Origin of the sequence: Acetobacter aceti NBRC 14818, from assembly GCF_000193495.2 — a bacterium.
GTDB classification, from domain to species: domain Bacteria; phylum Pseudomonadota; class Alphaproteobacteria; order Acetobacterales; family Acetobacteraceae; genus Acetobacter; species Acetobacter aceti.
On sequence record NZ_AP023410.1, the window covers coordinates 2465368 to 2492052 of the forward strand.

The 26685-nt window shown below is 62.9% G+C and carries 28 protein-coding genes; 18 read left to right on the forward strand and 10 right to left on the reverse strand.

Annotated features, from left to right (window positions below; translation table 11 throughout):
- Positions 1 to 339 precede the first annotated feature (339 nt).
- A complete protein-coding gene (locus tag EMQ_RS17210; protein ID WP_231367943.1) occupies positions 340 to 969 on the reverse strand; it encodes a hypothetical protein in 630 nt (209 codons plus the stop codon).
- Between the two features lie 39 nt (positions 970 to 1008).
- On the opposite strand from EMQ_RS17210, the gene EMQ_RS11330 reads away from it, so the two are divergent.
- A complete protein-coding gene (locus EMQ_RS11330; protein WP_231367942.1) occupies positions 1009 to 2577 on the forward strand; it encodes a DUF3363 domain-containing protein in 1569 nt (522 codons plus the stop codon).
- Between the two features lie 162 nt (positions 2578 to 2739).
- Positions 2740 to 3174, forward strand: a complete 435-nt coding sequence (locus EMQ_RS11335; RefSeq protein ID WP_026200066.1) for a ribbon-helix-helix domain-containing protein — start codon at positions 2740 to 2742, stop codon at positions 3172 to 3174.
- A 112-nt stretch (positions 3175 to 3286) separates the two neighbouring features.
- Here EMQ_RS11335 and EMQ_RS11340 read toward each other — a convergent pair whose 3' ends face one another.
- From EMQ_RS11340 to EMQ_RS11350, 3 genes are read right to left on the reverse strand one after another with little or no spacing between them, the layout of a single operon-like run.
- Positions 3287 to 4060: a sulfite exporter TauE/SafE family protein gene (locus EMQ_RS11340; protein ID WP_010667964.1), complete on the reverse strand. Its 774-nt coding sequence runs from the start codon at positions 4058 to 4060 to the stop codon at positions 3287 to 3289.
- Between the two features lies 1 nt (position 4061).
- A complete protein-coding gene (locus tag EMQ_RS11345) occupies positions 4062 to 5747 on the reverse strand; it encodes a bifunctional protein tyrosine phosphatase family protein/NAD(P)/FAD-dependent oxidoreductase (protein ID WP_018307987.1) in 1686 nt (561 codons plus the stop codon).
- A 55-nt stretch (positions 5748 to 5802) separates the two neighbouring features.
- Complete coding sequence (locus EMQ_RS11350) at positions 5803 to 6729, reverse strand: MBL fold metallo-hydrolase (RefSeq protein WP_010668596.1); 927 nt, start codon at positions 6727 to 6729, stop codon at positions 5803 to 5805.
- 106 nt (positions 6730 to 6835) lie between these two features.
- Here EMQ_RS11350 and EMQ_RS11355 point away from each other — a divergent pair, with 106 nt between their 5' ends.
- From EMQ_RS11355 to EMQ_RS11395, 9 genes are all read left to right on the forward strand, one after another.
- Positions 6836 to 7492, forward strand: coding sequence for a peroxiredoxin (locus EMQ_RS11355; protein ID WP_010668597.1), 657 nt, complete (start codon positions 6836 to 6838; stop codon positions 7490 to 7492).
- A complete protein-coding gene (locus tag EMQ_RS11360) occupies positions 7489 to 7890 on the forward strand; it encodes an ArsR/SmtB family transcription factor (protein ID WP_010668598.1) in 402 nt (133 codons plus the stop codon). The genes EMQ_RS11355 and EMQ_RS11360 overlap by 4 nt, the downstream gene beginning before the upstream one ends.
- A 288-nt stretch (positions 7891 to 8178) precedes the next feature.
- Positions 8179 to 9864 carry a thiol reductant ABC exporter subunit CydD gene (cydD, locus tag EMQ_RS11365; protein WP_010668599.1) on the forward strand — a complete coding sequence of 562 codons (1686 nt, stop codon included), beginning with the start codon at positions 8179 to 8181 and terminating at the stop codon, positions 9862 to 9864.
- Positions 9861 to 11558 (forward strand): thiol reductant ABC exporter subunit CydC, encoded by a 1698-nt coding sequence (gene cydC, locus EMQ_RS11370; protein WP_018307985.1) that lies wholly within the window; start codon positions 9861 to 9863, stop codon positions 11556 to 11558. The genes cydD and cydC overlap by 4 nt, the downstream gene beginning before the upstream one ends.
- An 89-nt stretch (positions 11559 to 11647) precedes the next feature.
- A complete protein-coding gene (locus EMQ_RS11375) occupies positions 11648 to 13273 on the forward strand; it encodes a cytochrome ubiquinol oxidase subunit I (protein WP_018307984.1) in 1626 nt (541 codons plus the stop codon).
- A 14-nt stretch (positions 13274 to 13287) separates the two neighbouring features.
- Positions 13288 to 14424, forward strand: a complete 1137-nt coding sequence (gene cydB, locus EMQ_RS11380) for a cytochrome d ubiquinol oxidase subunit II (protein ID WP_010665736.1) — start codon at positions 13288 to 13290, stop codon at positions 14422 to 14424.
- A gap of 10 nt (positions 14425 to 14434) precedes the next feature.
- Positions 14435 to 14626, forward strand: coding sequence for a hypothetical protein (locus tag EMQ_RS11385; protein ID WP_010665737.1), 192 nt, complete (start codon positions 14435 to 14437; stop codon positions 14624 to 14626).
- A gap of 123 nt (positions 14627 to 14749) precedes the next feature.
- Complete coding sequence (locus EMQ_RS11390) at positions 14750 to 15181, forward strand: YeeE/YedE family protein (RefSeq protein ID WP_010665739.1); 432 nt, start codon at positions 14750 to 14752, stop codon at positions 15179 to 15181.
- Positions 15178 to 15579 carry a DUF6691 family protein gene (locus EMQ_RS11395; protein WP_010665740.1) on the forward strand — a complete coding sequence of 134 codons (402 nt, stop codon included), beginning with the start codon at positions 15178 to 15180 and terminating at the stop codon, positions 15577 to 15579. The genes EMQ_RS11390 and EMQ_RS11395 overlap by 4 nt, the downstream gene beginning before the upstream one ends.
- Before the next feature lie 63 nt (positions 15580 to 15642).
- Here EMQ_RS11395 and EMQ_RS11400 read toward each other — a convergent pair whose 3' ends face one another.
- The 3 genes from EMQ_RS11400 to EMQ_RS11410 all read right to left on the reverse strand — a co-directional run bounded on the left by EMQ_RS11400 (position 15643) and on the right by EMQ_RS11410 (position 18220).
- Positions 15643 to 16071 (reverse strand): ester cyclase, encoded by a 429-nt coding sequence (locus tag EMQ_RS11400; RefSeq protein ID WP_231367941.1) that lies wholly within the window; start codon positions 16069 to 16071, stop codon positions 15643 to 15645.
- A gap of 63 nt (positions 16072 to 16134) precedes the next feature.
- The gene (locus EMQ_RS11405; RefSeq protein WP_010665742.1) at positions 16135 to 17418 is read right to left on the reverse strand and encodes an ATP-binding protein; all 1284 of its coding nucleotides are present in this window, start codon (positions 17416 to 17418) and stop codon (positions 16135 to 16137) included.
- A 133-nt stretch (positions 17419 to 17551) separates the two neighbouring features.
- On the reverse strand, positions 17552 to 18220 hold the full coding sequence (locus tag EMQ_RS11410) for a DUF4410 domain-containing protein (protein ID WP_010665743.1): 669 nt from the start codon (positions 18218 to 18220) through the stop codon (positions 17552 to 17554).
- 136 nt (positions 18221 to 18356) lie between these two features.
- On the opposite strand from EMQ_RS11410, the gene EMQ_RS11415 reads away from it, so the two are divergent.
- The 7 genes from EMQ_RS11415 (at position 18357) to EMQ_RS11445 (ending at position 22180) form a co-directional block, all read left to right on the forward strand.
- Positions 18357 to 19028, forward strand: a complete 672-nt coding sequence (locus tag EMQ_RS11415; protein WP_231367940.1) for a sigma-70 family RNA polymerase sigma factor — start codon at positions 18357 to 18359, stop codon at positions 19026 to 19028.
- Complete coding sequence (locus EMQ_RS11420) at positions 19025 to 19537, forward strand: SH2 domain-containing protein (RefSeq protein WP_010665745.1); 513 nt, start codon at positions 19025 to 19027, stop codon at positions 19535 to 19537. Before EMQ_RS11415 ends, EMQ_RS11420 begins: the two co-directional genes overlap by 4 nt.
- Complete coding sequence (locus EMQ_RS11425) at positions 19534 to 19986, forward strand: periplasmic heavy metal sensor (protein ID WP_010665746.1); 453 nt, start codon at positions 19534 to 19536, stop codon at positions 19984 to 19986. The genes EMQ_RS11420 and EMQ_RS11425 overlap by 4 nt, the downstream gene beginning before the upstream one ends.
- 127 nt (positions 19987 to 20113) lie before the next feature.
- A complete protein-coding gene (locus EMQ_RS11430; RefSeq protein ID WP_018307983.1) occupies positions 20114 to 20665 on the forward strand; it encodes a glycine zipper family protein in 552 nt (183 codons plus the stop codon).
- Positions 20666 to 20737: 72 nt separating this feature from the next.
- On the forward strand, positions 20738 to 21097 hold the full coding sequence (locus EMQ_RS11435; protein WP_010665748.1) for an EF-hand domain-containing protein: 360 nt from the start codon (positions 20738 to 20740) through the stop codon (positions 21095 to 21097).
- Positions 21098 to 21134: 37 nt separating this feature from the next.
- Positions 21135 to 21503, forward strand: coding sequence for a hypothetical protein (locus EMQ_RS11440; RefSeq protein WP_010665749.1), 369 nt, complete (start codon positions 21135 to 21137; stop codon positions 21501 to 21503).
- On the forward strand, positions 21500 to 22180 hold the full coding sequence (locus EMQ_RS11445) for a DUF4410 domain-containing protein (RefSeq protein WP_010665750.1): 681 nt from the start codon (positions 21500 to 21502) through the stop codon (positions 22178 to 22180). Before EMQ_RS11440 ends, EMQ_RS11445 begins: the two co-directional genes overlap by 4 nt.
- Positions 22181 to 22210: 30 nt before the next feature.
- Here the strand turns inward: EMQ_RS11445 and EMQ_RS11450 are convergent, their stop codons facing one another.
- From EMQ_RS11450 to EMQ_RS11460, 3 genes are all read right to left on the reverse strand, one after another.
- Positions 22211 to 22465: a hypothetical protein gene (locus EMQ_RS11450; RefSeq protein ID WP_018307982.1), complete on the reverse strand. Its 255-nt coding sequence runs from the start codon at positions 22463 to 22465 to the stop codon at positions 22211 to 22213.
- Positions 22466 to 22567: 102 nt separating this feature from the next.
- Positions 22568 to 24886: a TonB-dependent receptor gene (locus EMQ_RS11455; protein WP_010669078.1), complete on the reverse strand. Its 2319-nt coding sequence runs from the start codon at positions 24884 to 24886 to the stop codon at positions 22568 to 22570.
- A 727-nt stretch (positions 24887 to 25613) separates the two neighbouring features.
- Complete coding sequence (locus EMQ_RS11460; RefSeq protein ID WP_010668064.1) at positions 25614 to 26684, reverse strand: ornithine cyclodeaminase; 1071 nt, start codon at positions 26682 to 26684, stop codon at positions 25614 to 25616.
- Between the last annotated feature and the right edge of the window lies 1 nt (position 26685).

Below are 26685 nucleotides of genomic sequence, written 5' to 3' on the forward strand. Positions count from 1 at the left end.
TGGTCATCGTCACCGTGAGCGTCATCACTTTGACAGTTCCCGATGATGTTCGGATGTCGCTTCCGATCACGTCCGACGCATGATTTTGACGTGTGTTCGGCACGTCATAAGATGCACCGAAGATAGGTCGCGGCAGCGTTTCGTCGTCCAGTTCGCGTGGTGGCGCGAGGCGCTTCGTGGCAGGTTTTGCCAGTCATTCCGGTCAGGTTGGCAAGGGGGCATCAGATTCGGAAAAGCCGAATTCAGAGGCCGGAAAGAAGAAAAAACGTGAGGGCAAGATTAAAGGAACCGGCACTCCAGCCGGTCCTGACCTGTGGTTTTCTCTGTCTGCACATGGGGTTAGAGAAAGTTTGTGTGGCACTCTGGATTTTGCTCTCCTGAGCCGTCATTTTTCAGGAGTGATGGTTTCCCGCCGTTTCTGACGGCACTGTCCCTGGAAAAACCCGGTTTTGGCGAGGTCCGGCCATGGCGCAGGATGACGACACCGCGTTCCGTCCCCGGCCGGGACGCATCCGCTCGAAGGGTAGCGCGACACGCGGTCGCACGGACTTTCTGGCCAGCATCCGGACGCAGGTTCGCCGGCAATCGCTGCACCCCGGAAAGAGGGGCGGCAGCGGGGCGGGCGGCGGCAGTGGCCGCCGCTTCTCTTCCGGGTCTGGTGAGACCTCGCGTTCGGGGAGCGCAGCGCGTTCCGGTTCCACCCGTGGCGTGGGACGCGGGCGGGGCGCGTCCTTCGTCCGCGCGCGCGGGATCGCCGGCTGGCGGCATCAGGTTCCTGGTTCCCGGCGTGTGGCCGTGAAGGCGCGTGTGGTGCGTCAGGCCGGGAAGGGAGGCGGGGCCGCCGCCCATCTGCGCTACATCCAGCGCGATGGCACGTCCCGCGACGGCGAGCGTGGCGTCCTCTATGGTGCGGAGACCGACCGCGTCGATGCGAAAGCTTTCCTCGAACGCGGTGCGGACGACCGGCATCAGTTCCGTTTCATCGTCTCACCGGAAGACGCCGACCGGTTGGACGATCTGACGGACTTCACGCGCGACCTGATGACGCGGATGGAAGCCGATCTCGGCACACGGCTGGACTGGGTGGCGGTGAATCATTTCAACACCGGCCATCCCCATGTCCATGTCGTGGTCAATGGCCGCGACGACCAGGGCAAAGACCTCGTCATCGATGGCGGCTACATCACCCACGGCATTCGCGAACGCGCCTCCGAATTCGCGACGCTGGAACTCGGTCCCGTGTCCGAGATCGAGCAGCGGCAGAAGCTGGAAACCGAGATCGACCGCGGCCGCTTCACCCGCCTCGACCGTGCCCTGCTGGATCAGGCAACAGAAAACCATCTCGACATGCGCCCCGGCATTGAGACGCCGACCTCCGATCTGGTGGACCGGCGGCTGCGCCTGTCGCGCCTCGCGAAGCTTGAACGCATGGGACTGGCCAGCCAGACGGAGCCGGGGAGATGGACGCTCGACGACCGGCTGGAAGAGCGTCTGCGCAATCTCGGTGAGCGCGACGACATCACGCGGCAGATGCACCGCGCCCTGAAGGCGCGCGACAAGGGAACAGCGCCGACGCGCGACCCGGCGCATTTCCGCCTTCATGGCGAGGTACCAGAGAGGCCGGTGACGGGACGGCTGGTGGACAGGCACCTGACGGAAGAACTGGGGGAGAAGCTGTCGCTGGTGGTCGATGGGATCGACGGGCGGGTGCATCATCTGCGCGGCTTTGATCCTGCCCAGATGGAGGACATCCCCGGTGGCGCGATCGTGGAAATCGCGGCGGCCCCGGTCCCCGACAAGCCGCGCCCATCCGACCGGGCGATCCTCACCCATACCGAGGATGGGATCTATCGCCCTTCCGCCCATCTGGAGCGGATGCAGCTCGACCGCTGGAGCATCAAGGGTAACCCGGAAGACCTGATCAAGGGGCATATCCGCCGTCTGGAGGCTCTACGTCGGGCGGGGATCGTGGAGCGGCTGGAGGCCGACCGCTGGCGCATCCCGGAAGACTTCCAGCAACGCTCCATCGCCTATGACGCCGCCCGTGCGCCGAAGGCGACGGTGCGGCTGCTGTCGGCCTTCGATCTGGAAGCGCAGATCGGCTCAGATGGGGCGTCCTGGCTCGACCGGCGTCTGGTGGCCGGGATAAGCCGTGAGGGCGACCGGGTGGAGGCCGGGTTCGGAGGCGAAGTCGGTGACGCGCTGGCGAGACGGCAAAAGGCGCTGCTCGACCGTGGCGATGCCAGCCTTACCCCGGAGGGCATGGTCCGTTATCGGAAGAACCTGCTGGCGACGCTGGAAGGGCGGGAAGTGGAACGGGTCGGGCAGGCTATGGCCGAGAAGCGGGGGAAATTATGGCGACCCCTCGACCGCTTCGAGACCATCCAGGGCACGATGAAAGGCCCGGTCGATCTGGCCAGCGGGCGCTTCGCGGTGCTGGAGAGCGGGCATGAATTCTCGCTGGTGCCCTGGCGGCCGGAGATCGGCAGACAGCACCAGAAGGAGATGGCCATTTCCATGGATGAGCATGGCGGCATCTCCTGGGAACTGGGACGGGGCAGGGGCCTTGGCCTGTAGCGGGAAAGTATCACGAGTCGTTCCGGAACTCTGACAAACACCGACAAAAGCCGCCAATTTTACGCTTGGCTACGCCCCGGTACTATGCCGACCAATCAGGGACTTGCGTCGGGAAAATTTCAGCGCACTCTGTCATCGGACCTCCAGATCGGGAACACGGCGATGACCAGACGGCAGCGGATGAACGTGTATTTCGAGCCGGGCCTGCTGAAGCAGGTCGAGGCGCTGGCGGAGCGCCGGAAGGTGTCGAAATCGGCGGTGATCGAGGCGGCGGTGCTGTCGCTGGTTTCTGGCGAGGACGATGGACGCCGGGATGCCGCCCTGTCGAAGCGTCTGGACCGGCTCGGGCGGCGGATCGACGATGTGGACGAGGCTGTCGCCGTGCTGGGCGAGGCGTTCGCGCTCTATACCCGTGCCTGGATGAGGCATCAGCTTCCCATCCCGGCGAACGAAAACGAAGCCGCCAGGGATCGGGCGGCGGACATGTATGCCCAATTCAATGAGGTGCTCGTCCGGCGGCTGGCGAGGGGACAGCGGTTCCTTAACGAGCGGGTGCGGGATGTTGCAGGGCGGAAGGAGGCAGGTACGGGCTCATAAAGTGAGCGCACGTCGCGGCGATATTGCAGAAGGAAGCGCAAGCTTCGTACTTTGCGCGCATGCGCTTATCTGCTTCAAGGCACTCTTAGGCGGGCGATCATGGATCGTCCTATTAGAAACTGCGCCAAATCATATAGGTGGCTACACAAAAAATAACGCCAGAGAAGAAAACAGTCAGGGCGCCGGTGGTACCGGCCAGGGCCCGCGCCGCACGCATCCCGCCGAAGCTGCCGGCGATACCGCCGACGATGAACAGCACGGCCAGGTTCCAGTCGATCAGGCCGGATGCCATGTAGCTGAGAGCGGTGCTGGCCCCGAACGCGGCCACGGCGACCAGCGAGGTGCCGATGGCGTTGAGGATCGGCATCCCGGTGGAGGCGATCAGCGCCGGCACGATCAGAAACCCGCCGCCGATCCCGAAAAAGCCCGACAGCGCCCCCGTCCCCAGGCCATAGGTCATGACGCGGCCTACATTCTCACGATTGCAGGCGGCCCCCGCGCACCCCTGGTTGCGCCGTCCGCGCACCATCAGAACGCCGACCACGATCATCAGCAGCGCAAAGCACAGCAGCAGGCGACGGCCGTCCATCGCCTTGCCCAACGTCGCCCCGCCGAACGCCCCCACAACGCCACAGGTGGCGAAAATTGCGGCACAGCGCCATTTGACCGTGCCCGCGCGCGCGTGCTGCGCCAGCCCCGCCAGCGCATTCACCGCAACGGCAAGGGCGCTGGTGCCGATGGCGACATGCGGGTTGGCAACACCGACGACATAGACCATCAGCGGCACGGCCAGAATCGACCCCCCGCCGCCGATCAGCCCCAGCGTGAAGCCAACCACCGCACCGGAGAGAACCTCGAGCGCCAGATGTGTCAGGTCGGGCGGCATGTCACGCTCCTGAAGCGTTCCGGGGAGCGGCCAGCAGTTCGCGCCCGCGCAGCATGCCCCGCCAGTAGAGCTGGGGCATGACCTTCTCCTTGAGGAACCATGCCAGGCGCGTCGGCTGCGTGCCGCGCAGCAGCCACAGCGGCAAGGTCGGCGCCAGCCGCCCGCCGTAACCGAACTCGGCCAGCACGATCCGCCCGCGCTCCACCGTCAGCGGACAGGCGCCATACCCGTCATAGGTCGCGACGGGCGCCTTGCCGTCCAGCGCCGCCAGCACATTGACCGCCACGACGGGGGCCTGCTTGCGCACGGCGGCGGCCGTCTTGGCGTTCGACGTGCCGGCAACGTCCCCCAGGGCGAAGACATCGGCAAAGGTCGCATGCCGCAGCGTCGCGGGATCGACGGCCACAAACCCGTCAGCCCCGGCCAGCGGGCTGGACCTGACCACCGCCGGCGCCACCTGGGGCGGCACCGCATGCAGCATGTCGAATGTCTGCTCGACCCGCTCCGACCCACCTTCCGTCGCCCGCTCGAAAGTCGCCACGCGCCGCGCGCCATCCACCGCCACCAGCTTCGAACGCAGATGAAGGTCGATGCCGTAGCGTTCGATATAGGCCATCAGCGCGGGCACGAAGGCCGCGACGCCGAACAGGGCCGGCGTTGCGGTGTCGAAACCCACCGAGATATCCTTCAGCACGCCGCGCCGCCGCCAGGCATCGCAGGACAGGTACATCGCTTTCTGCGGCGCCCCGGCACATTTGATCGGCATGGGCGGTTGGGTGAACAGGGCCCTGCCGCGCGACAGGCCCTGCACCAGTTGCCAGGTATAGGGCGCAAGATCGTAGCGGTAGTTGGAGGTGACGCCGTTCCTGCCCAGCGTCTCCTCCAGGCCCGGAATCGCCGCCCAGTCCAGCGTCAGGCCGGTGGCCACCACCAGAACGTCGTAGGACAGCACCGTCCCGTCCTCCAGCGCGGTTTCACGCGCCTCCGGCAGAAAGCCCGCCACGGGCTGACGGATCCATGTCGCCCCAGCCGGAATCAGCCCCTCTTCCGGGCGGCGCGTCTGTTCGGGCGTAAAGATGCCGCCCCCCACCATGGTCCATCCCGGCTGATAATAATGGGTGGCCGACGGGTCCACGATGGCCAGCGCAATACCCGGCCTGCGGCGCAGGATGCTCGCGGCCGTGGCCAGTCCTGCCGCACCGCCACCCGCGATGACGACGTTGAAGCGTCGTGCACCCGGCCGCCCGGTCGCCGGCTGCGGCACATGCGGCGCGGCGTTCAGGTGGTCGCCCAGCGCGGACAGATCGACCCCCGCCGTCCGGCCGGCCGCCAGGATAGCATCCGCCGGCATGCTGCCCGCCTGCGCCAGGGCCCAGAGCCGCGCCGCCCTGTTCCCGCCCTGGCAATAGGCCAGAACCGGGCCCGGCATCCGCTCCAGCGCAGCACGCATGGCCTCCACCGCCCCGTCGCTCGGCAGGCTGCCCGAACGAACGGGAATGGCGAGGAAATCCAGCCCCCGGCAGCGCGCCGCCTGTTCGATCTCGGCGGAGGGCGTCTGGCTGGCCCCCTCACCATCCGGGCGGGCACAGATGATGGTCCTGAAACCGTCCGACGCCGCCGCATTCACGTCGGCAACGGAAAGCTGGGGCGAAACGGCAAACTGGGGTGTCAGGAAACGAAAGGACATGGATCGGAATTCCCGGTCGGCGGAGAATGGAGAAAAGGCGTGCGGAAAATGGCGGTCAGAGCGCGTCGATCGGAATCTTGATGTAACGGGTGCCGTTCGATTCCGGTTCGGGCATGCGCCCGCCGCGCATGTTGACCTGCACCGAAGGCATGATCAGGTTCGGCAGCGACAGCGTGGCGTCGCGCGCGGTCCGCATCGCGGCGAAGGCATCCTCGCCCACGCCATCATGCACATGGATATTGTCCCGCCGCTCGGCACCGATCGTGGTTTCCCACGCGAAATGGTCGCGACCGGGCGCCTTGTAGTCGTGGCACAGGAACACGCGCGTCGCGTCCGGCAGCGCCATCAGGCGACGGATCGAGCGGAAGAGCTGACGCGCTTCCCCGCCGGGAAAATCGGCCCGCGCCGTTCCGTAATCCGGCATGAACAGCGTATCCCCGATAAAGGCGGCATCGCCGATGACGAACGCCATGTCGGCGGGCGTATGGCCGGGTACGTGCAGGGCGATCGCCTCAATCCCGCCGATCGCGAACCGGTCGCCGTCATGGAACAGCCGGTCGAACTGCGAGCCGTCACGCGCGAACTCGGTGCCGGCATTGAAGATCTTGCCGAAGACCGACTGCACCCGCACGATCTCGGCCCCGATGGCCAGCTTGCCGCCCAGTTGCGCCTGCAACCAGGGGGCCGCCGACAGATGGTCGGCATGGGCATGGGTTTCGAGCTGCCATTGCACCTCCAACCCCTCGGCCCGCACATAATCGACGACCTTCTGCGCCGTGGTATGGCTGGTCCGGCCCGATGCCGCCTCGTAATCCAGCACGCTGTCGATGACGGCGGCCTGGCGGGTGGCGGGGTCATGCACCACATGCGTAGCCGTAAAGGTCGCCTCATCGAAAAACGAGCGGACCACGGGGGCAGGAGCCTGTCCCCGCTCGACCTTCTCAACCTGGGCGATGGCGGTTTCCAGTGCGGAATCGGACATGACGGCCTCCCATTTGTTAAGTAAAATTCTTAACTAATGTATATCAATTTATTTAATAATGAAACATCCTTGCGTCAAGGCTGGCGGGCGATTTATGAAAGGAATCATGACCGACTCCGATTCGACGATCTGCGCCGCCGCGCCCGCATCCCTGCCGAAAATCGGCGACGAGGCCCCGGATTTCATCGCGCGGACCACGCATGGACGCCTGCGCCTGAGCGACCTGCGAGGGCACTGGGTGCTGCTGTTTTCCCACCCGGCGGATTTCACACCTGTCTGCACCAGCGAATTTCTGGCCTTCGCGACGGCCTTCGACCAGTTCCAGGCCCTGGACTGCGCCCTGGTCGGCCTGTCGGTGGACAGCCTGCCCGCCCACCTGGCGTGGATCGAGGCCATCCGTGCCCAGTTCAGGGTCACGATCCCCTTCCCCGTCATCGAAGACCCGTCGATGGCGATCGCACGCGCCTACGGCATGCTCGACCTGACGGCGGAAAGCAGCGCCACGGTCCGGACCGTGCACGTCATCGACCCCGACGGCATCATTCGCGCCATCACATGGTACCCAATGTCTGTCGGCCGTTCGGTGGCGGAAATGCTGCGCCTGGTCGCCGCATTGCAGAAAGTCTCGACGGAAGACGTGCTGACGCCCGAAGGCTGGCAACCGGGCCACGATACGGTCCTGCCGGCCGTCCAGACCCAGCAGGACGCAGCGGAAGCAGGCCTGGCGTGGTTCATGCGCACCCGGCCGGACGCCCGCGCGTGACCATTCTGACGGCGGACGGCGCCCGAGAACTGGCCGAACGACTGAAACTGTTCGCCCAGCCGCAACGGCTGCTGATCCTGGCCCAACTGCTCGACGGCCCCCGCGCCGTCAGCGCACTGGAAAGCAGCACGGGGATCGGCCAGCCGGTCCTCAGCCAGCAGCTCGGCATCCTGCGCCGCGCCGGCATCCTGCGCACCGAACGCGAATCCCGCGCCATATTCTACAGCTTCGCCGACACCGAAGAAGAGAAATGGGTGCGCCTCCTGCTGGGCATGCGGCCAACGCAATCCAGCACAGACACCCATAGCCACCCCGGCATCACCCACACGCCCCGCATCGCGCGCGAGGAAGCCGGGGCCGTCTTTGCCCGCGTCGGCGCGACAACCAGCCGGGAATAACCCCAGGCATCCCAACGGGGCCACATAACGGCCCCAGGGACGACCTCGAAAAATACTGACGACAGAACGCACGTTCGCGCCGCCCACCAGGTGCGACGCGAACGCCAGCGGCCGTCCGCGCGCCCACTCCACCCAATTCCATCCGTCACCACGCAGGCCGCAGCTCCGCATGGGACGCGATCACGGTCCCTTGACCGCATATAATTTCATAATTATATTAAATTACACTTTCATAACTCATGAAAGTATTACCAATCCTGCCGTGCGGCAGGTGAAAGTGCGCAACCCATGCGGACGGCGGACAGAGGGCTGAGCGGCCTGGCATCGCGCGCCGGCCTTTGGCTGGGCGTGGCGGTGGTCCTGAATGGCGCGGCGGCGGCCATGCTCGTGCTGCAACTGGTCGTCCTGGCACGCATCGTCGACAACCTGACCTTCCACGCCCACCCGTTCGGCCAGGAAGCCGGCCGCGCGGGCTGGCTGGCGGCCCTGCTGGCCGGCCGCGCGATCCTGGGCTGGCTGGCGGACATGGCCGCCGTCACGGCGGGCATGAAAGTCACGGCCGCCCTGCGTGCCGACGTACTGGCCCACCTGCTGCGGGTCGGCTCCCCACGCATGGCCGGCCTGGGCACCGGCGAGACCGTCACAACCCTGACCGACGGGATCGACGCCCTGGAGCCCTATGTCGCCCACTACTTGCCGCGCGCCGCGATGATGGTCGTCATGCCGTTGATGATCCTGGGCTGCGTGGCTGGCCTGGACGGCTGGAGCTTCGCAATCCTGGCCTGCACCGGGCCGCTGATCCCGCTGTTCATGGCGCTGGTCGGCTATCGCGCGCAGGCGATCATGGACCGGCAATGGACCCAGCTTCTGCTGCTGGGGAACGGGTTTCTCGACTTCCTTCAGGGCATGACCACCCTGCGGCTGTTCGGCCACGCGCACCAGGCCGCAAGCACCGTCGGGCGCATGGCCGACGATTATCGCCGGACCACCCTGTCGGTCATGCGGGTGGCGTTCCTGACCTCGGCGGCGCTGGAGTTTTTCGCCAGCCTGTCGATCGCCCTGGTCGCGGTGGTGTTCGGCGCACGCCTGCTGTCCGGCCAAGCCGATTTTCGCACCGCCTTTCTGGTCCTGCTGCTGGCCCCGGAATATTTCATGCCGCTCCGCGCCTTTTCCGCCAGCTATCACGCGCGCCAGAACGCGACCGTCGCAATGCGTCGCATCGCCGCCCTGCTGGCCCTGCCTCAGGCGCCAATGGCGGCCACGAACACATCCCCCCCGCCATCCGGGCCGGTCGCCGGCATCGCCTGCATCAATCTCTCGGCCACCTACGGCACCGACGACGCGCCGGTCCTGGCCCATGCCTCCTGCCAGTTCCCCCGCAACGCGCTGACGGTGGTGGTCGGCGAAAGCGGAGCCGGCAAGACGACCCTGCTGCGCCTCCTGCTGGGCCTTCTGGCCCCGTCGGCGGGCGATATCGTCGCGCAGGGTGAAGCGGGGCAGCCGCTCGCAGGCCCCTGGCGCGACCGGATCGGCTGGGTGCCGCAATGCCCCTGCCTGCCGTCCGGCACCATTGCCGACATCCTGCGCCTGGGCGCTCCGGACGCCGATCTGGCCCAATTGCGCGCGGCGGCGACACAGGCCGACGCACTGGCATTCATCGAGGCGCTGCCCCAGGGGTTCGATACGCCCATCGGCGAACGCGGCGCCCGCCTGTCGGGCGGGCAGGCGCGCCGCCTGGCCCTGACGCGGGCCCTGATCCGCAATCCGGCCATCCTGATCCTGGACGAACCGACATCCGACCTGGACCCGGACAGCGAAAGACGGGTCGCGGATGCCATCCGGCGCGCCGTGCCGGGGCGGATCGTCATCGTCACGACGCACCGGCAGACGATCATCGGGCAGGCCGATCACCTGCTCTCGGTCGCAGACGGCACGATCCGCCCCCTGTCCGCCAGCGAAAGGGCGGCAGCATGAGCCAGATCTCCCCCCTGTTCGCGCCGACACGGCCAATCCGCCGGCGGATGGCGGCCGGGCTGGCCCTGGCCTGCCTGGCGGCTCTGGCGAATATCGGCCTGCTGGCCCTGTCCGGCTGGCTGCTGGCGGCGGCGGCCACCGCCGGGCTGGTGGGGCTGGTGGCGGCCCACGCCTTCAACATGGCCCTGCCGGCGGCGGGCGTCCGGTTCCTGGCCACGCTCCGCATCCTGGCCCGTTACGGCGAACGGGTCGTGACCCATGACGCAACGCTGGGCCTGGTCGGCCAGATCCGCGCCCGGAGCTTCGACCGGCTGGTCCGGCAACCGCCCGCGCACCTGTCGCGCCAGCGCAGCGGCGAACAGCTTTTCCGCTTCGTCTCGGACACCGAGCGCGCGGGCCATGCCTATCTGGATGCCGGCGTACCCTTCGTCACGGCGGCAATCTGCGGACTGGCCTCCGTCGGCCTCGTCGGCGCCTTCGTCCCCTCGGCCGGCCTCGTGCTGGCAACCGGCCTGCTGACCTGCGGCGTGCTCCTGCCGCTGGCGGCCGGATGGCTGTCGGATCGCGCGACCGCCCGCATCGCCACCCAGCAGGACGCGATGCACGGCGACCTGGTGGACATCCTGCAAGGCGCGGACGAGATCGCCTTCCTGGGCGCGGAGGATGCGATGCGCCGCCGCCTCGACACCCGACAGGCGGCGATCCGCCACGCCCGCCTGCATCTGGCGGCGATCGAGGGCGGCGCGCGGGCCCTGACCGGCGCAATGGCCATGCTGACCGCGCTGGGCGTGCTGGCCTGCGCATCCACGGCCCTGCATGCCGGCCTCCTGTCCGCCGCCTGCCTGCCGATGCTCGGTCTGGGGGCATTGGCGGCATTCGAAAGCGTGGCCCCGCTGCCGGCGGCGCGCCAGATGGCCCACCATGCCAGGCTGGCCGCCCGGCGCATGCGCGCGGCCTGCACCCTGCCGCCTCCGTCAAGCGGCGGGTCGCTGCTCCCGGTCGCCCCGCTGGACCTCGACATGCGCGCGGTCGGCATGCGCTACGCTCCGGACGAGGACTGGGTCCTGCGCCACGCCGACCTCACCATCCGCCAGGGCGAGCGCGTGGCCCTGGTCGGGCCGTCCGGCGCGGGCAAGAGCACGCTCGCCCGCCTGCTGTTCGGCTTCCACGCCTACCAGGAAGGCACGATCCGCTTCGGCGGCGTGGAAGCACGCGCGCTGGACCCGGACGCGCTGCCCGGCCTGGTCGGCATCATGGCGCAGGACGCCCACCTGTTCCAGGGCAGCATCCGCCGTAACCTGGCCATGGCCTGCCCCACGGCGAATGAAGCCGCGATGTGGTCGGCGCTCGAAACCACCCAACTGGCCGCCTTCGTACGCCAGGCGCCGGCCGGCCTGGACACGCTGATCGGCGAGGCCGGGCTGCGCCTGTCCGGCGGCCAGGGCCGGCGGCTGGCGCTGGCCTGCGTCCTGCTGCGCCGTCCCCGTTGGCTGATCCTCGACGAGCCGACCGAGGGGCTGGACGCGGCGACCGAACGAGCGGTGATGGCCGCCCTCATGGCCTCCCTGCCGCCGGATGCGACGCTCCTGTGCATCACGCATCGCACGGCCATCCTGCCCTTTCTGGACCGGGCGATCGCCATGACCGATCGCGGTTTCCATGACGTCGCGACACATCGCAGGAGGCCGCAATGACATGACGGCGGCCGCGTGTCCCAGGACACGACAATGACCCCCGCGCCGAAAACGCGCGGACCAGATTGCAGAAATCAGGAGAATTGAGCGTGGAGCTTATCAATCCGGATGTCGTCGACCTGTCGCGATTCCAGTTCGCGCTGACGGCACTTTACCATTTCATGTTCGTGCCGCTCACATTGGGGCTGACCTTCATGCTGGCGGCGATGGAGACGGTGTACGTCGTCACCGGCCGGCAGATCTACAAGGACATGGCCCAGTTCTGGGGCAAGCTGTTCGGCATCAATTTCGCCATCGGCGTCGCGACCGGCATCACGATGGAATTCGAATTCGGCACCAACTGGTCGATGTATTCCCGCTTTTTCGGCGACATGTTCGGTACGCCACTGGCCATCGAGGGCCTGATGGCGTTCTTCATGGAATCCACCTTCGTCGGGCTGATGTTCTTCGGCTGGGACCGCCTCAGCCGCCCCGCCCACCTGGCCATCACCTATCTGGTCGCGCTGGGCTCCAACCTGTCGGCGCTGTGGATTCTGGTGGCCAACGCCAGCATGAACATGCCGGAAGGCGCGCATTTCGACCCGGACACCATGCGGATGCAGTTCGACAGCGTGGTGAAGGTCATCTTCAACCCCGACGCACAGGCCAAGTTCGTCCACACGTCGGTCGCGGGCTACGTCTCGGCGGCGATGTTCGTCATGGGCATCAGCGCGTTCTATATCCTGCGTGGCCAGCACAAGGCTTTCGCCGCACGCTCCTTTCGCATGGCGGCCCTGTTCGGCATCATCTCCACCGTCGCCGTCATCACGCTGGGCGACGTGCTGGGCAGGCTGGACTACGAACACCAGCCCACCAAGATCGCCGCGATCGAGGGGCTGTGGCACACCAGCAAGCCGCCATTCGAACCGTGGCTGGCCTTCGCCCTGCCCGATGACGCCAGACAGGAAAACCATCTGGAAATCGGCGTCCCCTTCGTGCTGACGCCGCTGGTCGCCCACAGTTTCGACACGCCGATCACCGGCATGACCGAACTGGAGGAACAGGCCGGCCCGCGCATCGCATCGGGTATCCAGGCCCTGTCGGCGCTGCGCCGCTACGGCCAGGGGCACGACCCGGCGGACCTGGCGCAGTTCAGGGCGCATGAGGCCGACATGGGCTTCGGCTTCCTGGCCATGCGCCACGCCCCCGGACAGGACGTCACCGCCATTTCCGCCGCCGAGATGGACAGCGTGGTGCGACAGACCGAGCCCGACATCCTGCCGAACGTGTTCGTCACCTTCTGGTCGTTCCGGATCATGGTGTTCCTGTCACTGTGGTTCTTCGCCGTCTTCGCCCTTTCCGCCTATGTCAGCCTCACGAACCGGCTGGAACGCAACCGCCTGCTGCTGAAGCTGTGCATGTGGTCCATCCCGCTGCCCATCCTGGCCACCGAGTTCGGCTGGATCACCGCCGAAGCCGGCCGCCAGCCCTGGACGGTGTTCAACCGCCTGCCCACCTTCCTGTCCGCCTCCAGCCACGGCGTCGGCTACATGATCTTCTCGCTGGCCGGCTTCGCGCTGCTCTACTCCACCTTCATCGCCGCCGAACTGTTCCTGATGTTCAAATATGCCCGCCTCGGCCCCGATCACGGCGCGCATGGCGCGCAAGGGCCGCACCTGACGGTCGCACACGATCGGAAGGATGCGTTTTCCATCGCCTCCTCCCTGTCTTCGTAAGGGAATTTCGTAAAATGGACTCGTACGCAATTCTGAAACTGGTCTGGGCCGCCATCCTCGGCATCCTGTTCATCGGGCTGGGCACGATGGTCGGCATGGACATGGGCGTGGGCACGCTGCTGCGCTTCGTCGGCCGCAACGACGGCGAACGCCGCACGGCGCTGAACATCGTCGGCCCGCACTGGGACGGCAACCAGGTGTGGTTCATCCTGGGCGGCGGTGCGATCTTCGCCGCCTTCCCCACGCTGTACGCCACCTCGTTCTCGGTCTTCTACGTCGTCATGATCCTGCTGCTGTTCAGCATGATCCTGCGGCCTGTGGCGTTCGAATACCGCTCCAAGGCCGACAGCCGGCACTGGCGCGCCAGTTGGGACGTCGCGTTCCTGGTCTCCGGCACGCTGCCGATGTTCATCTACGGTGCTGCCTTCGGCAATGTGCTGGAGGGCGTGGGCTATCATTTCGGCTGGACCGGCCAGTATTACCAGGATGAATCGTTCCTGTCCTACCTGGTCAATCCGTTCGCGATCCTGTGCGGCCTGATGTCGGTCGCCCTCAGCGTCTACCAGGGCGGCGTCATGCTGATGCTGCGCTCCGAGGAACCGATCCACGGTCGCGCGCGGCGCTATGCGATGCGCGGCGGCATCGCCGCTGCAATCCTGTTCGCAACCGGCGGCGTGTGGATCAGCCGCCTGAACGGCTTCCGCCTGACCGATGCCGATCCCGGCATGCCCGCCAATCCGATCCAGGGCCAGCATGTCACTGTCAGCGCCGGCGGATGGCTGGAAAACTTCCAGGCCCACCCGGCATTGTGGTTGATCCCGCTTCTGGGCGTCGCCTGTATGCTATTCGGCACGCTGATGGTGCGCGCCGACCGTCCGGTCCTTGCCTGGTGGACCGGTGTGGGGTCGTGGATCGGCACGATCGGCACCGTCGGCACCGCGATGTTTCCCTTCCTCATGCCCTCCGCCACCACGCCGGACCAGAGCCTGACGATCTGGAACAGCACCGCCAGCGCCTACGGCCTGGCCTGCATGCTGGTGGTGGCCGCGATCTTCGTGCCGATCATCCTGTCCTACACATCGTGGTGCTACTACGTCATGCGCGGCAAGGTCCGCACAGCCGACGTCATCCACGATACCCACAGCTACTAAGGACCCTGTCATGAACATCATGCGCCTGGCCGGGCTGGCCGTCGCCCTGGTCGTCTCGCTTCTGTTCGCCGTCTTCGTCGGCGACCAGGGGCCATGGTATTTCGCCTGGGTAGTCGGCACGGTGATGATCATCCTCATCGCCGGCGCCGGCGCCATCCTGCTCGATGCGCAGGACGAACAGGCTTCGGAACGGGAGATCTGATCATGTTGGGCGATCTGGAACGCATCATCTTCTTTATTCCCGCGCTCTATCTTGCGCTTTACCTGCTGGCCGTCGCCTGCGCGCGCCGCCTGCTGCCGTGAGCACAGGCAGGAGGAGACGCGCATGAACTGGGCGCATGACATCCAGGCGGCTTGCGGAGGCATGCTGATCGGCCTCTCGGCGGCGCTCTTCCTGCTGCTCGACGGGCGGGTCGCCGGCATCAGCGGCATCCTCGGAGGCCTTCTCGGACCCCGGAACCGCGCGACCGCCGGCAACGCCGCTTTCATCGCGGGGCTCCTCCTGGCCGGGCCGCTCTATCGAGTTTTTACTGGAAGATGGCCGGCTGTCCATATCGCCGCGTCCTGGCCCGTGCTCGTGTTGGCTGGGCTGCTGGTCGGTTTCGGTACGCGGCTGGGATCGGGCTGCACCAGCGGGCACGGTGTCTGTGGACTGGCTCGCCTGTCCAGGCGTTCGGCGGCGGCCGTCGCCACCTTCATGATCACGGCGTTTATCACCGTGTTCGTCACCCGGCACCTGATAGGGGGTGGATCGTGAGCATCATCGTTGCCCTAGGCTGTGGGCTGTTGTTTGGCCTTGGCCTCGCCCTGTCCGGTATGGTCGATCCTACGCGCGTGCTGGGATTCCTCGACCTCGCCGGAGCGTGGGACTCAAGCCTGATCTTCGTATTGGGCGGCGCGGTCTCTGTCTCTTTTCTGGGTTATCGTCTGTCGCGCAGGATGAGTCGGCCCGTCTGCACCGAACATTTCGACCTGCCCACCCGAACCGCGATTGATCGCCGCCTCATCGGTGGGGCGGTATTGTTCGGGATCGGCTGGGGGTTGGCGGGGTTATGTCCTGGACCGGCGATCGTGTCACTGGGGCTCGCGCAAGGTGGCGGCGTGGTGTTCGCCGTTGCAATGATGGCCGGTATGTTGGCCGAATCACTGTCCTGAGGGGATGTCGCGACGTTTTCGAACATATGGCCTCCGGCCGTGCTGCATCGTGTCGCTCATGCATCAGGCGGGGTTGCGCAGTCGAGCCAGAACCGATGCGAGATCGTTGATCCCCCAATGTTCCGCATACCGCCCCTGTTCCACGCGAACGATGTCGATAACGTTGATGGTGACGGGCTTGCCGGTCGCGGAAACACCCATGAAGGGTCCAATATGGGCGCCATTGATGGTCTTGCGCGTCGTGACCTTGTCCCCTTCGGCGATCTGGTCGTGTATGTCCACGGTCAGGTTTCCCAATGCCGGACGAAGAATATTCTCGAAGGTATTCCACATGCTCTCCGGACCATCAGGTGCGCCGGGCGGGGCCGAGCGATTGACGAAATCTCGTCTCATAAGCGCGTCGAAAGCATCCCTGTTTCCCGCCACGATCACCTGCATGTTGAAGTCGAGTACGACCTGTTTGTTCTTTTCAATCAAAAAATCGTCCCGCATTTTCAGTTCCTTCATCGTGAAATTTTTTGGTATTGGAGCCGCATTGGCCGGTTTCTCCATCAATTACTCGACCGCGATACCGTAATTGACATCGGACCACAGCATGTCGGTGTGCCGGCGGCCCCCCATCGTGTCCGGCCGCGACGCACCTGAAGAAAGAGTGCAGGGCAGAACAATTCGCACAATGAGGCCACATGGGTTCGCATCGAGCAGCGCCATGTGCCCCTGATGTCGGCGAACGATTTCAGCGACGATCGGCAAGCCGAGACCAAGATGCCCGTCGAAATCGGCGCGATCCGGAACCTTTCGCGTGTGTCCCAGCAGTGCCGCCCGCCGTTGCCGTGAAGGCATCCCAGGACCATCATCGCTGACTTCCAGGACGACTTCGCAATCTTCTTCGCGCAGAGTGACAGACACGTTACTCGCATGCCGACATCCGTTTTCGATCAGATTTCCGAGTGCCCGCGTCATGGCCAATGGTTGGCAGCGCAGGAGGATCGGGTATTCAGCCAGGTTCCGCACCGAGCGGTCCACGGCGACGAAGTCGGCGCTCACCTCCTGCGCGAGGGCCGCAAGGTCGACGACTTGCCATTCTTCCGTCTCGTCATAGCCTCGGAACAGCGACATGGCGTTGTCCAACATGCGTTTCATCAGGCCTATGTCCCGTTTCATTCCCTCCCTTCGCGTATATTCGTCACCCATTTCCGCCCGCAATGCGAGGCGAGTCAGGGGCGTGCGAAGATCATGCGCGACACCCATGAGGGCACAGATCCGTGCCTCACTCGATCGGGCAAGACGCTCCTGAAGCGCATTGAATGCGCGGATGACGCCCCGGACCTCGGATGGCCCCGTCTCATCGATCGGTGCGGGTCGACCCTGAGCTTCGTACTGCGATACGGCGTCCGCCAACAGTCCCAGCGGGCGGCGGATAGACCGTGCCGACCATAGCAGCAGTACAGCAGTGCCGGCGGCAATCGTTCCGATCCAGAGCATGATGGGCAGCGTCGCCAGCATCATGCCCGGTCCGCTGACACGGGCGTAATTGCGGACGAGAAAAGTCGCCCTCGGGACGTCGAAGCTGACATGGGTAAATCCCGGGCGCCAGACGTCACTTGCGCAATTCATGACGAGGGGTGCTGGCGTGGCAGGCATCTCCAGTGCATAGAGCGCGCGCCGCAGGGTCCGTGTCGCGAAAACGTCCGTTTCTGGCCGACAAGGCGTGTCGGTGTTCAGGACGACGATCAGGTCGGGCGTGGAGAGCGACGACGCGATAGCGGACTGGTCCGGTGCCGGAACCGCCTTGATCGCACGGAGCGTGGTGGCGATGCCGATGGCGTCGGGCCCCACGGACCGGGCGGCGGCATTGGTTCCTCAGTGCGCAGCGTCAGGAACGCTGCCGCCGCCATTGCCAGCATGACGACCGAGCTTCCGCCGAGCAGAAGCGCCATTTGCCCGCGCAGAGATCCTGGTCGGGGGAATCTCATGCGGGGACACTCCAGCCCATGGCCCGGTAACAGGCGAGAACTTCACGCGTGATGGCACCCGTCGCGTTGTGCAGATCGGCGTCCGTTCCCTGCCGGCGGCCGAGCAGCAGGTTGAGGCCACCCCCGATCGCCATGTGGATCGGGACGGCCGTTCCGAGCGTCACCGCCGCGGGCACGATCAGTCCGGGCTTGCGGCCGCTGTCGGCGTTGATGTCGAAGGCGGTTGCCGGCGCGCGATCGACGCGACGCGGATCGTCAAGCCGGATATGGGCGGCGAGCGTCGATCGTCCCGCACCGAAACCGATCATCGTGCGTTCCATGGCGTTACCCGGATCGACGCGCGCGAGCGTTACACGTAAGATCGGGTATGCCGGGTCCGAGATACCGGGCATCTGCAATGCGGCGGGAATTCCCGCCTTCCGTAAGGCCGGGATCAGGCTGGATGCCAGGGTGGCGTCTGTCTGCGAGATCGTGGCGTCCGGTCCCGTCACTGCGACGAATACCACATCCGGCGGGGAAAGGGCGGCGAACGGAACCACGGCGCCGGGCTGGCGGTGGCTGACCGTGGCACTTGCACAGCCACCGAGGACCAGCAACGTCAGCATGCTGGCGACTTTGGCGAATGTCGTGCCACGGATCACTGAAGTGGGATGAGCGTGTGTCATGCCATTGTTACGGTCTGTAAGGCTTGCTCCCCCGGTTCCAGCGTAAAAAATGCGTGGTTGGAGAATTTTGGTCCGCTGGCGGGGGATGGTCGATCATCCGCCGTATCATCGCGAACAGCGGACACGGCGGAATGGCATGACAGGATGGCGCTTCAGCAGGGTGATCGGCGTGCAGCTTGCCGAATGCGCGGCTCCAAGCCACACAGGGGCGGGATATCGGTCGATGGCGGATGAGCGTCGGCGCTATGGCGAGGCGTCCGATGACGATCTTCTGCGCTGGTCGGGAATGGGGGATCGTGACGCGTTCGATCAGATCGTGCTCAGGCATGGTCCGTATGCGCTGCGCACGGCCTGTCGCCTGACTCGCAATGTCGAAGCGGCAGAGGATCTGGTGCAGGACGCCTTCGTGCGGGCATGGAGTCACGCGCGCGATTTCGACGGTTCGCGCGCTCGGTTTACCACCTGGCTCTACCGGGTCATCGTCAATCTCAGCATAGATCTTGCCCGCCGGAAGCAGCCAGAACCGCTGCCGGAAGGATTCGATATGACCGATGACGGACCGTCCGCTGAAAGTCGGCTGGATGCGATACAGGAACACCAGGCGCTCGTCACAGCGCTTCAGGCGGTACCGCCGAGGCAACGGGCGGCGATGGCGCTGGTGTATGACGAAGGTCTGTCCGGCGCGGAAGCGGCACGCCGCATGGGGCTTTCGGCCAAGGCGGTGGAACGGCTGCTCGCGCGGGGACGCGCACTCCTGCGGGAGACGCTGGGGAGGGATGGACGCACGGAAGGGGGGCAAAGCTCATGATGACGCAGAAAAGATTCCGCACTCTGGCGGAGTGCTACGGCGCGGATCTCTCCCGCTGGTCTGCGGCCGATCGTGGACTGGCGGAAACGCTTCTCGCACAGTCTCCGGAGGCCCGTGCCGTCTTGCGGGAACAGCAGGAGGTGGATGCCGTCATTGCCCGTGCGTTCGATGCTCAGGACGCGGAGCTGCATGCCCGGAGCGCTCATGAAGACACGCATGCCGCCCTGACACGCCTGCGCGCCGGGGTAGCCGGACGGATCGCTGAGCAAAGTGGAAAAATGAGCCCATCGCGTGGATGGCGGCGTTTTATTTTCCATCGGCCCCTCGCGCAGCCAGCCTGGGCGATGACAGCAGACGGCCTTGTCATCGTCCGTCGCGCGGGATTGGTACTCGGCTGCGCCTTTGCCGTGACAGGTGGTCTGTGGCTGGGATGGGTGCAGTCGTCCGGCGGGGCGGGCGACCTGTTCAATTCGCTTCTTGTGATTCCAGTAAGTGGTGGCGGATCATGATTTTTTACGACGCGAACGGCGAGCCTCGCCGATGGCTGCTGGTCGGTTCGCTTCTGCTGAATCTCTTTCTTGTTGCCGTCGTCGGCGGTCAATATCTGCGCCATCGTGAGGGTAATGCGCCTGTTCTCATGCGCGTTCTGCAGCATGTGACGTCTCGGCTCGATGCCAAGGACGCGGAGGCTTTCCGCACGGTATTGCGCCAGGAAGCGCCACGCTATGCCCAGGCACAGGAAAACCTCGCGCGGGCCCGCGCGGAAATCGACCGTCAATTGCTGGCGCCGCAATTCGACCCGGTGGCGACACGCGCCGCCATGCAACAATGGCGGGCCGCGTGGAATGTCTTCGTCGGCACGTTCAGCGACGCTCTGGTCGAGGCCATGGGCCGTCTGTCTCCAGCGGGGCGTCGTGCGCTGGTCAATGCCGCGCCACACCAGCGGCCGGATATCTGATCCTTTTTTTGACGAAGCAGGACACTGCTGAAACGCCTGATCCGGGGGACGCCGATCCGTCGTCCGTAGAACGCATGGTCGCCAGCGCGACCATGGTTTCTACCTCAACCCTGGTGGGTCAGGCTTCATGTTTCAAAGACAATTCTCCACGCGTAAGCCACTCTTCTCCTACGGGCGGACCGTGATCCCCCTGCTTGGCGCTCTCACGCTTGCGGCATGCACGTCGCCCGCTCCGGTCGCACCGAGTTTCGCGGTCATGCCTCGTCCCGACGAAAACTTCGCGACGTTCCAGAAGAATGACGCCCAATGCCGTCTCTACGCACAGACGCAGACGGGCGAGACGCCGTCGCAGGGTGCTGCATCGAGCGGCCTGAAAAGCGCCGTTCTCGGCACTGGCGTCGGCGCCGCTTCGGGCGCTTTGCTCGGAAGCGTGACCGGCAACGCCGGGAACGGCGCAGCGATCGGTGCGGGAAGCGGCCTCCTGGTCGGTTCGGTCATCGGGGCGGGTCGCGCGCGGCAGACCAGCCAGACGCTCCAGCATCGTTATGACGGCGCGTATGCCCAATGCATGGTCGGCCATGGCGAGCAATTGCCCCCACCACCGATGGCCTATGGACCGCCGCCCATTATCGCCTATCCGCCACCAGCCGTGATCTACCCGGTGCCTGTCGGTCCTTAAAAAATTATGCCGACCCCGTCGTATTCCGGTCCTCCGTCCGTAACAGCATTGGACAATCGAACGGAGGTCAGCATGTTCGACGCTTTCAAAGAGTTCGCGATCAGGATCGGAGCTTTTGCTCTTCTGTCACCTCTCATCCTGGGCATGGTCGGACCGGCTCTGAGTGACATGGCGTTCGCGCAGGACGGTTCCGGCGACCGACGCATGGCGAGCTTCCAGGCAGCTGATGCGAATCACGACGGGCGCATCTCGCAAGATGAATTCGAGGCGTTTGCCAAGGCCCGGATGGCGTCGTCCGGCGGCATGCGCGCCGCCATGTTCAGCCGGCTCGCGCCCGAGGACCAGAAGGCACGGCTCGACGAAAAATTCGCCCAGATGGATACCAGCGGCAAAGGATATCTGACGCCCGACGACTGGCATCCGCAGTCCTGAAGAAAAACAAAGCGACCTTGAATATTGGAGGAAAAGAATGTCAAAAATCTCTCATGCGCTTGGTGGCGCCATTAGCATCGCGGCTTCTATCGCTTTCGCCGCTCCGGCCGGAGCCGGAACGGCGACCTACTGGGGGCCGCATGGCGGCGTGGCTGCGGTGCATACGCCCGGCCCATATGTTCACCCGGTGCCCGGTCCCTGCTGCTACGCCCCCTGGCGCGGGGCGGGGGCTGTTGCGGCCGGCGTCGCGGCGGGTGCCGCGATCGGTGCGGCAGCGCATCCTTATCCCTATCCTTACGGTTATCCTTATCCGGTCTATGTCGCACCGCGCCCGGTCGTCTATCCGCCTGCGGTCATCGTAGCGCCAGCTCCTGCCTATGTGTATCCGGCGCGCCCGATGCCATGACGCCGTTCTTTTTGAAGGACTGCTCCACGGCGGTCGCAGGAAAATTCCCAGTGATCGGAGCGGTTCTGCTCCTCACGTCCTGTGCCGGCGCTCATGTCCAGAATCCCGTGACCATGACCGATAGACAACCTGTCGCCCCGGTTGCCGTGACCGTGACGACCAGCATGTCCCGGACGACGGAGAATGCACCGCGCCTGGATCGCAACACGCAGGCTTTGGCCGCTGGCCTGGCGAAAAGCCTGGAGAAGGCACATATCGTCGCTTACCCTGCCGACCCATCGGAGGCGACGCCTCATGCGAACGGTAGTGAACTTGCGCTCGTGGTCGATATCGGTACACTCCAGGCTGGCAGTGTCTGGACGCGTGAACTGGTCGGCTTCGGGACCGGCAAAAGCCGCCTGCAATCCCATATTATATTATATGATGAACGTGGAACACAATTGACGGATCTTCTGGACTTTACCGTCAAGGCCGATAGCGGTTCCATGCCTGGGGTCATCGTCAGCGCCTGGAACCCGATCGGGTTTGGCATCCACAGCGCGCGTGCCATCACAAAGGAGGCGTTGAGCGACGGCCATGAAGACGCGGACAGGACCGCAAAAGCTATCGTCAAGAAAATGGTGGAGTACTATCGAGCGAACGGATGGTTGCCGCCTGAAAATGTGGGAAGCGAATAATTCCGTTGTCCCAGTCCTTTTCCAAGCCACTCAAATCGCGATTTCGAGCGTGTGTCGGTATCGGCCAGACCGTGCCCCCGCAACCATCTTTAACGAAATCTCCGATAGAACAGTCGCCTGGGTCTCAGCCCGTGCGGCTTTTTTTGTGCCCAAAGCCTGGGAAACGTGGAGAAGAGCCGCGAGACGGCCTTCCAGCTCAATCATGTGCCGCTTGTGGTCCGTGTCCCACAATACGATCACGCGGTCGATCAGACCGCGCAGGGATTCGGCGGATTCAAGAACCATCTCGGGGCAGCTCAGGCTCTCCGTCAGAGCAATCACCTCGGCCAGATAAAAATCTGCCAGATCAAAACTTTATACCGTCGTTTCATTCGCTACTGCATGTTCTCAGAAGTTGTAATGAAGCTCGCAGCCAATCCAGCGGGGTGACTGGATATACTGGATACGATTGTTGTCACTTCCGGTAAACGAATAGGTATTGCCTTTTCTATTCTGCAGGTTGTCGACATATACAGCAGCATTCCATTTTCCCGTTTGAGGGCCGAATTCCATGCGCAGACCCAGAGAACTGATCTTGCTGGTCTTGGCATTATTATCGCCCAATGCTGCCCACATGTTGTCTTTCCATGTGTAGCTGGCCTGTAGTGTGACCCGATAACGATCCACATTAATATTGTAGCGTGTGACCGCGCTCCACGAGAAGCGAGGGGAAAAGGGGAGTGACGAATTACGTGTTACCGGTGGGTCAAGAGACAGTCCATTGATGTAGTTGACCGGACTTTTGGCTCGTGCATCAAGATAGGCAAAAGAGCCTCGGAGATCGAGGTTGGGTACAAGGTTGTGTAATGTTGTGGAAAGTTCACCACCGCGTGTGCGGGCACGAGGAATGGTGCCAAGCGTCAGGGAGTTTGCAGTTGGTGTAATCGGCGCAAAAAACAGTGTCTGGCGATTATGATATTCGTAATCAAATAGGGAGCCTTCCACCATAAGTTTGTTATGGAAGAGGGAGGATTTGATACCGATTTCATAAGCGATCAGATTTTCCGGCTTGACGTAATCAAGGGCGCCGGCCGCTAGAACAGGGGCCGCAAAATATGAGCCTGCCTTGTATCCGTTTGAAATTGTGCCGTAGGCGTAAGTATCTGGTGCAATCTTGTAGCGTAGCCCCACGCGACCGGTGAAGCGATGATACTCATGGCGCGCATTCACACCGGTTAGGGCGTCGCCGACCTGCGCATAGTAAGGGGCGAAAAGTCTTGGGCTGTCGGAAGCGATGGCCGAATATCGGGAACCACCGTTAAAGCCACGCTCATCATAAGAGAAACGACCCGAGGCGATGAAATCCAGTTTTTTGGTTATGTTGGTTACTGTATTGACGTAAACGCCTGTGGACAGGTTCTGCTGCGAAAAATGATTGTTCAGATTGATCGCGCTGCTGGATTGCAGACGCAGGCTGGTATAGTCGCCGTCAATCTTGTCGTAAGATTCGAAAACACCAACGGTAAGATGGAAGATCTTTGCCAGTTTCATACGCAAATGCATGTCGTGGGACTGTACAATGGCTGTATCATTCCATCTGTAATCGGAAATGTGCAGGGCTGAGCCATCATAATTATCGGTATCATCGCGACGATAGAAATCGATCGCTGTCGTGGATGAGAATGTTCCGAAATTGAACTCTTTCGTATAATTGACAGAAAGACCGCCACCGTTCTCGTTTCTCTGTCCGGATGTGTTGCCTGCACTTACGGCGTTGGCCGCCGGATGCAGGCCTGTATCGCCTTTGGATACCGGTCCCAGATCCTGCGGAGAAGTAGAGGTGCCTTTGTCACGTGTGTAATGCAGGTTGAGCAGCACGGACGATGTGTCATCCACTTCAAATTTTGTCAGATTGCGAATGGCCAGAAGATCCTGCGCACCATAGCGCTTGCCTGTATTGATATCTTTCTGCCAGCCATCACCATTTACGTAATTGAAAGCCAGTCGATTGGATATTTTGCTGGTGATGGGAGTGTTGATGGCGAAACGGCCGCGATTGGTATTATAGCTGCTGTAACCCCATTCCGCATAACCGCCGAACTTGTCAGAGGGTTTTACTGACTGGATATTGATGCTGCCACCAGTGGTGCTGCGACCCATGTCAAAGCCCTGTGGACCTTTTTCCGTGGCGACACTGTCGATATCAAGCATCTGCCCCGTATAGAACACGGGGAAGGGAGCGAATACACCATCCAGATAAATGCCGATTCCACCCATGTTGGTGCCGACATAGTCATCAAGACCGACACCGCGAATGGAAAAAATCGGAGCCGAACCAGAAACGGCGTTAGTTGCCGTCACGCCTGGCGTAAATGCTGCGATATCCTTTGGGCTTTCAAGGTGAAGAGAGCGAAGCTCCTTGCCACTGATCACATTGACTGTGCCTGGAGTAGAAAGATGACGCTGCGCCCGTGAACGGGTGACCCTTATCTGTTCAGCCTCGCCCTTATGCGCGATCGCTTTCGGATGATGCTGCGTGGAGAGAGTGCGTGTGCGTCCTGCGGCAACATGTTTTGCATCGACCGGTTGAGAACCGGTAACAGTTGTTGCTGTTGCAGCCAAAGACGATGTCGATGCCAGAAGCAGGCAGGGGAGGGTCGGCAGCACAATATATGCTGGAACTGTAGCCAGAAGACGGGAGGAATGACGTAAAAAATATGATTTCATGAGAGTGTTCCTATTTCATTCCTGCTTGGACCGATTTCTGGGTTGAATGGAGCTCGGTTGAGTGGCTGTGGATTAGTGAGGGTGTATGTGTCTTTTGCGTTTCAGATGATCAGGTCACCATTTTTGTTGAGGGAATTGTTCGGATTTGTTGTTCCTGTATTCATTTTGGATTCTATTTTATTGTTCTGTATTTTGTAGTTTTTATGTTTTTTATAAAAATACATCATGCCTTTTGCGTGGAATCGGCATCTTCCATAGATATCCGGGCTATGTAGAAACACCTTTAAATTGTTCTGATTTTGTAAAGATTTTGAAGTTGTATTTTGGTTTCACCTATAGCGTTCGAAAAGATGTTCATGCTTTTCTCATTGCGTTTGTTGTATCAGATCTATGAAGCCTTTTTAGATTTTTTAATTCGATATCGGAATGTATTTTTTCTTGATAGCAAGCGTAAGGCTAGCTTACGGTCGATATACGTAACTGTGTTTTTCTTCACTGGATTGCTTCCGCGGTTTTGCATCCGTTATGTGAAGCCGATGCGCCATGGAAGGATAGAAATTGGGTGGTGTTAGATTAAGAATATTCTTGTTTTTCAAAAAAGTGTTGATGTTCCCATCAGTGTGGCGAAGTCCTGTCAGGCTCCAGCTTTGAGGCGTGAATCGGCTCGCTTGTTGTCAGGCTGACTGCACAGGCCATCATGCAGTCAGCCTGAATCACTTCTTGATGGTCAGGATGCGACCGCCATTTTGGAACGCTGAAGCATGCCGAACAGATCGCGCGGATCATCAGGATCCGCCACCATGTCCAGCTTCTCAAACAATCCGGTCTCTTCCAGCTTGTCGCGAACGTAGCGGAGCGCCGAGAAATCCTCGATTGCAAAACCGACTGAATCGAACAGGGTGATCTGGCTTTTCCCTGTCCGTCCTGCTGTTTTTCCTGCGATGACCTCCCAGAGTTCGGTCACGGGATGATCTTCCGGAAGTTGCTGGATCTCGCCTTCGATACGGGTCTGTGACGGATATTCGACAAAAATGGAGGACCGCAACAGGATGTCCCGATGGAGTTCGGTCTTGCCGGGGCAGTCGCCTCCGACAGCGTTGATATGAACGCCCGCGCCGACCATATTGTCGGTCAGTATCGTGGCGCACTGCTTGTCTGCGGTGACGGTCGTGATGATGTCCGCATCTTCTACAGCCACTTCGATTGTGTCGCAGATGGTGATGTCAAAACCCATGCCTGCCAGATTACGAGCGCATTTTTCCGAAGCGGTACGATCAATATCATAAAGACGCAGAGCGCGGATGCCGACCAGTTCACGGAACGCGATGGCCTGGAATTCCGACTGCGCGCCGTTTCCGATAATGGCCATTGTGCGTGAATTGGCTGGGGCCAGATGCCGGGCCGCCATGGCGGACGTTGCGGCCGTGCGCAGGGCTGTCAGGATGGTCATTTCCGAGAGAAGAGTGGGATAACCGGAGCTGACATCAGCAAGCATACCGAAAGCTGTTACGGTCTGCAGTCCTTCCTTCATGTTCTTCGGATGGCCGTTCACATATTTGAAGCCATAAAGGCTGCTGTCACTTGTCGGCATCAGTTCAATGACGCCTTCAGCGGAATGCGCTGCAATACGCGGGGTTTTGTCGAATTCCGGCCACCGTTTGAAGTCGGCCTCAAGGTAGTCGGCCAGTTCCCGCAGGAATGTGTCGATGCCGATGCGATGCACAAGCGCCATCATGTTCTCAACCGAGACGAACGGCACGAAGGCGAGGTGTGAGGGTGCAGGAGCAGAGGACGACATA